General features: G+C 72.3%; 7 protein-coding genes. 1 reads left to right on the top strand and 6 read right to left on the bottom strand.

What is annotated here, in order from left to right; all coding sequences use genetic code 11:
- Positions 1–298: 298 nt before the first annotated feature.
- The 6 genes from ABZX40_RS17080 to ABZX40_RS17055 all read right to left on the bottom strand — a co-directional run bounded on the left by ABZX40_RS17080 (position 299) and on the right by ABZX40_RS17055 (position 10,340).
- Complete coding sequence (locus ABZX40_RS17080; protein ID WP_355739168.1) at positions 299–1,510, bottom strand: acyl-CoA dehydrogenase family protein; 1,212 nt, start codon at positions 1,508–1,510, stop codon at positions 299–301.
- Entirely contained in the window at positions 1,507–5,094 is a 3,588-nt protein-coding gene (locus tag ABZX40_RS17075; RefSeq protein WP_355739165.1) for an AMP-binding protein, read from the bottom strand. The genes ABZX40_RS17080 and ABZX40_RS17075 overlap by 4 nt, the downstream gene beginning before the upstream one ends.
- Entirely contained in the window at positions 5,091–6,806 is a 1,716-nt protein-coding gene (locus tag ABZX40_RS17070; RefSeq protein ID WP_355739162.1) for a CoA transferase, read from the bottom strand. The genes ABZX40_RS17075 and ABZX40_RS17070 overlap by 4 nt, the downstream gene beginning before the upstream one ends.
- Positions 6,807–7,276: 470 nt before the next feature.
- On the bottom strand, positions 7,277–8,518 hold the full coding sequence (locus tag ABZX40_RS17065; protein WP_355739160.1) for a hypothetical protein: 1,242 nt from the start codon (positions 8,516–8,518) through the stop codon (positions 7,277–7,279).
- Between the two features lie 42 nt (positions 8,519–8,560).
- On the bottom strand, positions 8,561–9,379 hold the full coding sequence (locus ABZX40_RS17060) for an ABC transporter permease subunit (RefSeq protein WP_355739157.1): 819 nt from the start codon (positions 9,377–9,379) through the stop codon (positions 8,561–8,563).
- Positions 9,372–10,340: a hypothetical protein gene (locus ABZX40_RS17055; RefSeq protein ID WP_355739155.1), complete on the bottom strand. Its 969-nt coding sequence runs from the start codon at positions 10,338–10,340 to the stop codon at positions 9,372–9,374. Before ABZX40_RS17055 ends, ABZX40_RS17060 begins: the two co-directional genes overlap by 8 nt.
- A gap of 164 nt (positions 10,341–10,504) precedes the next feature.
- Here ABZX40_RS17055 and ABZX40_RS17050 point away from each other — a divergent pair, with 164 nt between their 5' ends.
- Positions 10,505–11,350 (top strand): ATP-binding cassette domain-containing protein, encoded by an 846-nt coding sequence (locus ABZX40_RS17050; protein WP_355739153.1) that lies wholly within the window; start codon positions 10,505–10,507, stop codon positions 11,348–11,350.
- The last annotated feature ends 32 nt before the right edge of the window (positions 11,351–11,382 follow it).

Raw genomic sequence — 11,382 nt, 5'->3', positions numbered from 1 at the left:
CTCCTTCAGGGAGGGGTGGGTGGGGTGGGGTGGAGTGGGGTGGGATGGGCTGATGACGGAGGGGTGGGCCCGGTGATGTTTCACGTGAAACAGCGAGCGGTTCGATGTTTCACGTGAAACATGGGGCGCTGGATGGGGGGAGGGGACGAGGAGGGTTGGGGGCCGAGGGTCCGGGGTGGGGTCGGGGTCGGGGTCAGGGTCGGGTGATGTTTCACGTGAAACATCAGGCGTGCTGCTGTGTAAGCGCCGGGCTGTTGCCGTTGGTCTCGTGGGCCGGGGCCGGACAGCGGCAGAACGCTCAGGGCGTCGACCGATCCACCCCACCTACCTCCGTCTCCGCCCCCGTAGCCGCCGTCTCCATCTCTGTCTCCGCCTTCTCCGTCTTCTCCGCTTCCGCCGCCGCGACAGCCGCGTAATGTCCGCCCCAGCGGGTCAGATCGAACGTCGGATGCAGTGCGGCGGCATGCGCGTCGCGCCACAGGCGTTGCAGCGGGGCGCTGTCGTACACCCCGCCTGAACCGGCGTGCTGGAAGACGGTGTTGACGACATCCCGGCAGCGGGAGCCCGCCCAGGCGATGTCCCGGCGCGTCCGGGCCCGTTCCTCACGGTTGCCGCCGGGCACGGCCGCGCCGGCGAGCAGGGCGAGGTCGGCGAGGAGCAGCGCCTCGGCCGCGTCGACGGTCCCAGTCAGCTCGGGGACGTCGACGGCGCTGCTGTGCCGTCCCGTCGCGGCGTACAGATCGAGGGCGGCGCGGGCGGTGCCGAGGAGCACGCCGGTCAGGGCCACCGTGCCGATCGCGGTGAACGCCATCCGGTAGACCGGCCCGGCCGGACGGGGGCGGGTCGCGGTCAGCGGATCCAGTTCGCCGAGCGGCAGCGCCCGGTGTTCGGGGACGAACGTCTCCTCGATGACGAAGGAGCGGCTGCCGGTGCCCCGCAGACCGAAGGTGTGCCAGTCGTCCACGACCGTGAGGTCCTCGACGGGGATCAGGACGACATGGGGTACGGGCGCCTGGCCGGGCTCACCGGACTCGATGTCGAGACCGGCGAGGATCCAGTGGGCGTGATCGATGCCGCTGCAGAACCGTCCGCGTACCTGGCGCAGCCGGTAGCCGCCGGACACCCGCTCGGCCGCCGGGCCGCTCGCCCTCAACTGGAGGGCGATCCGTCGGCCGGGCTCGCGCAGCACCTCCTTCTGCGCGGCCTCGTCCATCTGGGCCACCGCCCAGGTGTTGCCGCCCATGACGGCCCGCAGCCAGCCGGTGGAGGCGCAGCCCCGGGAGAGTTCGGCGGTGGTGCGCAGCGCGGTCTCGAAGTCCAGTCCCAGGCCGCCCAGTTCGGTGGGGGTGAGGACGTGGAAGAGGTCCGCGTCGTCCAGCAGCTCGACGGTCTCGGCGGCGACGGTCCGCTCGGCGTCGGCTCGCACGGCCCGGTCCCGGAGGGCGGGGACCAGGGCACGGGCGGCCTCCACGGCGGCGCCGGAGGTGGGGACGGGGTTGAGGGGGGTCACGGGGCGGTCGCCTCCAGGAGGTGGTCGAGAGCGCTGACGGGGTGGGTGGGGTCGGTGCCGGAGGGGAGGGGTCCGCTGCCGGAGTGGGTGAAGTCGAAGGAGGGTGCGGAGGCGAAGGTCTGAAGCAGCCTGCTCGCCGCGCTGGTGATGTGGACCTCGTCGGGGCCGTCGAGGATGCGGGTGGTGCGCAGCCGTCGGGCCATCGCGGAGAGCGGCTGATCGTCCGAGAGTCCCTCGGCGCCGAACACCTGCACCGCCCGGTCGGCGACGTCGTTCGCCGCCCGCGAGGCCGCCACCTTGGCGGCGGCCACCTCCACCCGCGCGTCCCGGCCCTGGTCGAGGGCCTGGGCCGCACGCAGGGTGAGGTCCCGGGCCGCGCTGATCTGGCTGTAGGAGAGGAAGACGTGCTCACGCATGAGCTGGCGCTCGCTGAGCAGTCCGCCGTGCACCTCGCGCTCGCGCAGTCGTCGGCACATCAGGTCGAAAGCGCGCTGGGCGGCTCCGAGCCAGTGCATGGAGCGCAGGGTGCGTCCGAGGCCGAGCCGCTCCCCGGCGACCGTGAGGCCCTCGCCTTCCCGGCCCAGCAGCAGATACCCGGGGACATGGACCCGGTCCAGCTCGATCTCCCACTGCCCGGTGTCCCGGCCGTACACCTTGAGGGGCCGCACCTTGCGGTAGCCGGGTGCGGAGGTGGGGATCAGCAGGGCGGAGAGGCCATTCTCGGTACGGGCCATGGTGACCGTGCAGTCCGCGAAACCGGCGTTGGAGATGAACCACTTGCGCCCGGTGACGCTCCAGCCGTCGCCTTCACGCACGGCCCGCGTCGCCACGGCCTGCGGCTGCGAACCGGCCCGGTCGGGCTCGGTCATCCCGAAACTGACCGTCAGCTCACCGCGGACCAGTGGCCCGACGTACTCCTCCTGCAACCGCGGGCTGCCATGCGCCCGCAGCATCCGTACGTCGACGATGGTCTCGCCGCCGAGCACGGGTGGCCCGTACTCCGAGCGGCCCTCCTGCTCGGCGATCAGCAGATAGTCCGCGAGCGCGGGACCGGGTCCGCCGACGGCCACGGGGAATCCGAGCCCCCAGAGCCCGGCTTCCCGCGCTCGGGCCCGCAGTTCCAGAAGCAGCCGACGAGCGTCCGGCCCGTCGCCCTGGAGCACCGGCTCGGCGGGGATGACCTCCTGCTCCACGAAGTCCCGCACGGCAGCCGCCAGTTCGGCGATGGGTCGGGCGGGGTGGGGGGATTCGGTGACCCGCGAGGCGGTGATGCCGGAGGGATGGGCGGCTGTCATGCCCAGTGAGCCGGTGAGGGAGGAGCGGTCGGGTGCCGTTGCTCGCGGATCGGTGCTGGGGGAGGCGATGGGTGCCGTTGCCTGCGGATCGGTGACGGAGGAGGTGGTGGACACCGTTTCCCGCGGATCGGTGCTGGGGGAGCCGGTGGATGCCGTTGCAGGCGAATCGGTGGCGGAGGAGGTGGTGGACGCCGATTCCCGCGGATCAGTGCTGGAGGAGCCGATGGATGCCGTTGCAGGCGAATCGGTGCCAGAAGAACTGGCGGACGCCGTTCCCCGCGAATCGGTACCGGAAGAACCGGCGGACACCGTTGCCTTCGAACCGACACCGGAGGAGCCGGTGGACGCCATGACCCGCAACCCCGCACCAGGGGACCCGCTGGATGCCATGCCCCGCGAGCCGACGCCGGAGGGCTTGGCGGGTGCCGTGCCTCGTGGCCCGGCGCCGGGGGAACCGTCGGGTGCCCCGGCCCGGGAGTCGATGCCGGACAACCCGACGGGCGCCGCCACGGCACCGGACGACCCAACAGGTGCCGCACCCCACGACCGCGCCCCCGCACCCGTAACTCCGACCGCAGCACTCCGCGCCCGCAGATCCCGCTCCCCGCCCAGCACCACCCCGTTGGGTCGGCCAGGGCCGCCGAGCCGGGCGAAGTGCCGTTCGGCCAACCCGGCGAGGGCCCTCTTGTCGACCTTCCCGGCCGCGCCCAGGGGCAGTTCGTCCAGGACGAGCAGATACTCCGGCAGCTTGTGCGGCTCCAGTCCGCCGGCCCGCAGAAACCCGGTCAGCTCGGTCAGCGTCGGAGCCCGTTCCCCGGTCGGTACGAGACAGGCGCACACCCGCTGGCCCAAGACCTGATCGGGCACGGCCACGCACGCCACACCCAGCATCTCGGGGTGTCCGGCGATGAGTCCTTCCAACTGGGCCGGGCTGATGTTCCCGCCCCCGCGGATGATGATGTCCTTCTTCCGGCCGGCCATCCGCAGGCGTCCTTCGGTGTCGATCCAGCCCCGGTCGCCGGTGCGCACCCAGCCGCCGGGCAGCCGGTAGCGCTCATTCAGCTCAGGCGCGTCGACATAGCAGAGGGGGGTCATCGGCCCGAGGGCGACGATCTCGCCGGGCTCGCCCTGCGGCAGCTCGCGCCCGTCCTCGTCCAAGATCCGGATGGCGCAGATGTCGGGGTCCGGGCGGCCGAGGGTCTCCCGCGAGATCTCCGGTGGGTCGTCGACGCCGGTGTGGCAGTTCACTCCGTCCGCCGAGCCGTACAGGCTGACCAGCCGCCGTCCGAGATGGTCGGTGCAGCGCCGGGCGGTCGCCGCGTCGATCAGCGCGCCGCCGGTGATCACGCACTCCACGGACGAGGTGTCGGTGGAGCCGAGCGCGGGATGGGCCACCATGTGCTGGAACATGGTCGGCACCCCCAGCAGATGGGTGGGCCGACATCGGTCGATCGCCGCCAGCGCGGCCCCCGCCTCGAACCGGCGCCGCAGCACCAGCGATCCCCCGAGCCCGGCCAGGACGCAGAAGACCGCGCCGGAGCCGAACGACGAACCGAGCGGCATCAGATACATCGCCCGCATCGGCCGCCCTTCGACCTGGAGCCGCGCGAGAAACCGCCCACGCCCACCGACCAGCGTGTTGTGCGAGTACGCCACCACCTTCGGCTCGGACTCGGTCCCGGAGGACACCAGCAGCCGTACGACGTCGTCGGCGTGGACCTCGGGCAGGTCATGCTCGGCGAGCGGGTCGTGACCGAGCAGGTCCTCGAACCGGGCGGCGGTACGGCAGTCGGGGCCACCGCCCTGGGCGATCAGCTGGACCCGCGTGGGCAGTTCGGGGAGGAGGGCCGTCGCCACGGACACCGGGTCGACGTCCTGGTAGCGGGCCGGGACGATCAGCGCGGCGGCCCGCGAGCGGGTCAAGAGGGCGCGGATGTCCTGGTCACCCCGTCCGGCGGGGAACGGCAGCACGATCGCGCCGAGCGCGGCCACGGCCAGATCCACGGCGACCGCCTGCCAGGAGTTCGGCAGCTGACTCGCCACGGTCTGCCCGGCCCGGACCCCGAGCCCCCGCAGCCCGGCGGCCAGCCGCAGACTCGCGTCGAGCAGTTCGCCGTACGTGGTCTCCCCGCTGTCGTCGAAGACGGCGACGGCATCGGGCCGGGCAGCGGCCTGCTGACGGAACAGGTCGAACACGGGGACCCCGGGATACAGCCCGCGCTCCCGCCACTCGGCGCGCAACGCCACGGGCACGAGGTCGGGGTAGGCCGGGACGATGGACTCCTTCACGAAAACCTCCAGGGCGGCGTCACCAGGGCACATCCCCGGCGCAGAAACACCTGGCCGAACACGGGATCGGCCGGGAGGGCGCGCAGATCGGTACGGACGGGAACACCGGAGAGCCCGGCGTGGGCGAGGCGATCAGGGTTGTCGGGGACAGAGGGGATGGTGGCGTCGAGGGAGCCGGCGGGCGCATCGGCACCGGGCGTGCCTCCCCCGGCACGGCGGCCAGAACCGCCCTCGGCGACAGCACTCTCACCCACGCCCCACCCCCGCAGCCCAGGCCCGAGCAGTACCCGCGACGCCCCCAGCAGCGAGGTGTCCACCCGCACACCACGGGCCCCGCGCCGCCTGGCCAGCAGCCCGGCCACGATCCCCTCGGCGGCGATGAAGCCACCCAGCAGATCCAGCAGTGTGACCAGGGAGGGCGCCGGAGCCCGGTCCTCGGTACGCAAGGCGTCGGCCACACCCGACCACGCCTGCACCATGAAGTCCGTACCGAGGGGCAGCCGCGCGGCGGGCGCGTCCCGGCCCCAGCCGGAGGCCCAGGCGTAGACGATGCCGGGGCGGACGGCGGCCAGGTCGGTGTGGTCCAGTCCGAGCTGGGCGGCCTTGCCGGGCGCCCAGTTGTGCAGGAACACATCGGCCCCGGCGACGAGATCGAGCACCTTCCGCCGTCCACGCGGCGTACGGAAGTCGATCTCGTGGACCGACTTCCCCTGGTTGAGCGCCAGGAACCGGGCCGAGGTGTCCCCGGCCATCGGCGGTATCCCCCGTAGCGGGTCCCCGCCCGGCGGCTCGATGCGTATCACCTCGGCGCCCAGCGCGCCGAGCAGCAGCCCGGCCAGCGGCCCCTGGATCCGCCGGGTCGACTCCACGACCCGCAGCCCGGCCAGCGGAAGCCGCGCCCCCCGGGGCACAGAGGAACCACGACGACAACCGCCACCGAAGGCACCGATCTCACCGAACTCACCGGTCTCGCCAATCTCACCGAACTCACCGGTCTCGCCGAACACACCGGTCTCGCCGGTCTCGCCGGTCTCACTGACCAGCGTCCATGGCGCCTGGTACTCGACCACGTCCTCGTCCGTCATCCGGTGGCGCAGCGCCCGCACCGGGCTGACACTCATCCCGGTGATCTCGGCCATGCGCCGGACATCGGCGTAGCTATGCCGGACGGCGGCCTCCGCCAGCGCCGGATCGACCGGCGCGGTCGCCCGCGAATAGCGACCCATGTAAGGACCCCAGCTCTCGGCGATCTGCCGTGCCGGGACGCCCAGTTGCCGCCAGAACGCCTGCCAGGGTGCCGCGTCCAGCGCCTCCACCTCGAACCGGATCCCGTCCGCCGAGACGAACGGCGGCTGGGCACCGGGCGAGTAGGGCCGCGTGGGTACGGCTTCGGGTTCCTCGTCCGCCGTGGCCGCGGCCAGATACTGGCCCAGCGAGTACAACGCCGTATGGGCGAGACCCAGTTCGGCCCGGTCGATCGTCATGCCGCGCGCTTCACCCAGCGCGGTGGCGAGCAGAGTCGTCGTGGCGACCACACCACCGACCGCCGCCAGATAATCGACTCCCAGCGCCCGCGGCCCTCCGGTCGCCCTCCCCTGCACGGCCATCAGCCCGGTGACAGCCTGCGCAGCCGTCTCGCCGTACGGCCCCCAGAGTTCGGTGCTCCCCAACTCGCCCCAGCCACGGAGGTGGAGGAGGGCCGCGTGAGGCAATGGGGCATCGGGGTTCGATGTTTCACGTGAAACATGGCGGCCCGGCGATGTTTCACGTGAAACACGATGGCCGAGCGATGTTTCACGTGAAACATGCGACGCGGAGAGGTGGAGCCGTACGGAATCCGCATCCACCGGGGACTCAGCCCCCGCACTCATCGTCACGGTCTCTCCCCCGAACCGGGCGATGTGATCGCGTACGACGGCCAGAGTGGACGCGAGTCCTGGTGGCGGGGCGGCGGGCAGTTGGAGGGCGTATCCGTGGAGCGGCAGCGGACTGGCCGCTCGGTGTGGGGGTGCGGTGCTGGGCTGAAGGGATGTCCGACTCACGGCGGAACCTCCGAGAAGGGGGTGTGGAGGGTGGCGGGAACTCTCCGGTCAGGACTCTCCGACCAGAGGGATCTCTCTGGCCGGAGCTCTCCGACCAGGACTCTCAATCAGGCGGCGGCCCTGCGATCAGGGCGCTCCGGTCAGAACTCGTCGCTGCGGATCAGCTCGGCATCTATGGCGAGCGCGAGAAGAAGGAAGAAGTAGCCCCAGACGGACTCGACCTCGGCGAGGCGTCCGTCCGCGACGCGATAGCGCGTACCGGTGAACGTCCCGTCGGCCCGGAGCTGCTCCCGCACCAGTTGCGCGGTACGGAGCCGCGCCGAGGCGGCGAAGTGAGGGACGGAGGAGGGGAGCCGGTGGAGGGCGACGGCGGCGATGGCGTCGGCGGAGGTATCAGCGGAGGTACCGGCAGAGGTACCGGCAGAGGTATCAGCGATGAGCCCCTCCTCCACCGGCCCGGCCCGTTGCCCGAGCAGTCGGCCCTGAAGGCGCACGGCACTCTGGACGCAGTCGGCGGCGAGGGTGGAGCCGGTCCCTGACAGGGCAGGGTCGGTCCCGGACAGGGCGGCGGCCGACTCGGCGAGCCCGAGGAGCGCCCAGGCGGCGGGACGGGCGGCGGCGGTCGGCGGGGACGGCTCCGGTGAGGAACTGATCCCGAACCGCTCCACGATCGTCGGGAGTTGATCGTCGGAGGAGTCCGCCCGGACGCACCGGCGCAGACAAGCCCGGGTCTGCGCGACGACCGTCCGCCACGCCCGTGCCGCCCCCTCGGACTCGGGCCCGAGTTCTTCCGCGTACCGGCTCAGGAGACGGACCAGTGGTCCCCAGCAGTCGACCTCGACCAGGCGCCGGCCGTTCTCCGGTTCCCATGCCGTGCCGATCGGGACGAGTCCATGGCCCGGGTCGGCGGTGGCGAGCAGACGCCGGGCGGCCTCGCGGGTGAGGTCGGGGCGGTCGGTTCCGGCGCCGTACCAGAAGGTCATGGAGCGGGTGACGGTGTCGTCGCCGAGCCGTTCGGTGAGCCCCGCGATGGCGGCCTCGGCGCGTCGCCGGTCCGTGCGGTCCCCGGTGATCCGGGCGGTCAGCCGCAGGAGCCCGACCCAGAAACCGGGGGTCCAGGAGCCGCGCCGGGAGAGGACCCAGTCGCCGTGGTGGGCGTAGAGGGGGTAGCGGTCGCCTGCGAGGGTCCGTAACCGGGCCACCTTGCCCAGCAGCAGTTCGATGGCGTCCGCGGCTTCGGCGCGGGAGAGGGCGCCAGGGCCATGGCCCGGCCGACAGGCGGGGTCGGAGTCGGCGGCGGAGAACTCATGCGTAGAGGACTCACGGGCAACGGACTCACGGGCGGAGGATTCGGGGGCGGAGGATTCGGGGGCGGTCTGCATCGGGGCTCCCGGTCGAGTACGGGGGGCGGGGAAGACGGCGGGTCAGGAGGCGTTCGGCAGCCAGGTGGACGTTCGGCGCCGCAGGGGTCGTAGCGCCAGGGCGTCCACGGCTACGGCGAAGAGGACGGCCGCGGCGGCCCAGGCGAAGACCTCGGCGGTCTCCAGATAGCCGCGAGCCTGGGAGACGGCGGCGCCGACACCGTCGGGCGCGGCCAGCACCTCGGCCATCAGCCCAAGGCGCAGCCCACCGGCGAGGGTCACCGCGACCGCGGCGACGACCGGCGGCACCACGGACGGGAGGACGACATGCCGTACCCGCCAGTGCCAGGGCACCCGGAAGCCTCGGCTCATCTCCAGCAGATCCGGATCGACCCGCCGGAGCGCGTCCTGGGTGGCGACCAGCGTCTGCGGCAGCACGACGGCGACCACGGCCAGCACCACCACCGTGCCGCCGGGCCCGAGCCAGATCATGGCCAGCATCACGGTGACCACGGGCGGGACGCCGGTCAGCAGCACCCGGGCCGGATCGAGCATCCCGGCGACGACCGGGGAGCCGGCGGACAGGGCACCGGCGAGCACCCCGGCGGCGACGCCGAGGGAGACGCCGAGGAGGACGCGGAGCAGGGTGGTGCCGAGGGCGGTGAACAGGGTTCCGTCGGAGGCGAGTTCGCCCAGTTCCCGCAGGGTGTCCCGGGGAGAGGGGAGCACGACCTCGGGCAGCCCCGCGGAGGCCCAGGCCCAGACGCCGGTGAGGGCGAGGGCGGTGAGTACGGCGGCGAGGGCGCGACGGGGGAGGGGGCGCCGGGACACAGGTGCCGTCGGTCGCGCCTCCCGGGTCATCACGCCCCCGCTGTCATTCACCGTAGAACTCCCCCTCGGGGAGCCGTCCGCCCACCGACTGGGGGGCGAGGTCGGCGGCCTCGGTGAGCAGGGTGGTGATGTCGTTCCGGGCGGGGCCGGGCGCGCTGAAGCCGAGGTTCAGCGTGGGCAGCAGCCGGGTGACCAGGGCGGCTTCGGTGCCGGTGGCCTCGGCCAGTTCCTCGGTCCGGGCGCTGTCCACGTCCCCGTCGGCGAGACCGGCGGTGTTGCTGGTGAAGTACGTACGCAGCCGGTCGACGAGGCCCGGGTGCTCGTCGGCGAACCCGGACCGCACCACGATCGCGGACTGCGGCAACGACCCGGCACCGGTGGCCCGTTCCCACTCCTCCTGGACGTCGAGGAGTTCGGTCAGTCCGTCCTGACCGGCCGGTGCCTGCTGCCGGGCGAGCGTGGCGAAGTGCTCGGGGAGCAGGGCGTGGCGCGCGGTGCCGGTGGCCACGGCGGTCATCAGCTCGGGGATGGAGCGGGTGTAGGAGATCTCGAAGTCCTCGCCGGGGGTGAGCCCGTTCTCGGTGGCGAGGCTGCGGAAGGTGATGTCACCGGCGTCGCCCTGGAAGGGGACGTACACCGTCTGTCCGCGCAGTGCCTGCCAGCCGGAGGCGCCCTCGGGTGCGAGCACTTTGAGTAGATCAGCGTCCACCACACCGACCAGGGAGATGCCGACATCCCGGTTGTAGAGGTTGGCGGCGGTGATCGTCGGCAGCGCGGCCAGATCGACGCGGGACGAGGTCAGCAGGGATTTGAACTCGTCCGGCGTGGTCACCGGGGTCGTTTCGACGCCGGACAGGTGGTCGGCCAGCGCGGCGGAGTCGCTCAGGCCGGACAGCGGGGCGGCCAGCGCGAGGCTGCCGCCAGCGGCGACCCGGAGCCGGGGCGGTTCCCCGGCGTCGTCCTGGTCGGCGGCGGAGGCGCTACAGCCGGTGGCCATGGCCGTGACCAGCACGGCAGCACAGCGGAGCCCTGAAGCCCGAAGGAAGGTTAGGCTTACCATAGCTGCATTGGATAAGATCTTTCTTGCTCCCGTCAAGGGCGTTGGGACATCGGGCCGTTGAGCCACACCACCGCCGCCCGGCAAACGTCCAGGTCACCGCATGGAGGTGCACGAGCGTGCGAAGTGAGAACACCGCCGGACCAGAAGAGGCCGGACCGCCCCTCCTGGCCATCAGGAACGTAACGGTCTATTTCGGCACCACAGCCCCGTTCCGGACCATCTCCCTCACCGCCCGCCGGGGCGAGACGATCGCCCTGGACGGCCCGTCCGGCACCGGCAAAACCACCCTCCTGCGGGTGGCCGCGGGCCTGCTGCCCCCGTCCTCGGGCACGGTCCGCCACGCCCCGGGCACCACCCGCACCACGCTCTTCCAGGACCCCCGCCTGCTCCCCTGGCGCACCGTCCGCGACAACGTCCTCTACGGCCTCGGCCGCCGCCCCACCCCCCTGGAGGCGGACCGCGCCGACGACCTCCTCGCCCACCTCGACCTCGACACCGCCGCAGCGCTGCGCCCGGACGAGATCTCGGGCGGGATGCGCCGTCGCACCGCCCTGGCCAGAGCCCTGCTCCCGGCCCCGGACCTCCTCCTCGCCGACGAACCCTTCGCCCATCTGGACCCGGAGTGGAGCGACACGGTGGAGAACCTGCTGCGGACGACGGCCGCGTCGGGCACGGCGATCCTCCTGACCGCCCACCAGCCGACCCGTCTGCGCCGCCTGGCATCCACGGTCCTGGACATACGAACCGGAACCACGAGCAACACAGACCCATGCACAAGCACCGGAAGCGGCACCGGCACAGGCAGCGACACCGACACCGGCAGCGGCAGCGGCAGCGGCAGCGACACCGAAGCGACGGACGCAAGACTCCCGCACACAGCAATAAAACGATCAGCTCAGAAGACCACAGCGATAGCCAAAAGATCAGAATCTGTCAGAAAACACCACACCGACGCCCCATGACCCATCCGCCCCCGGACACAGCCCTCTCGGGC

This window comes from Streptomyces sp. NPDC004610, assembly GCF_040609715.1.
Lineage (GTDB): Bacteria > Actinomycetota > Actinomycetes > Streptomycetales > Streptomycetaceae > Streptomyces.
This window is presented reverse-complemented; position numbering and strand designations above follow the sequence as displayed.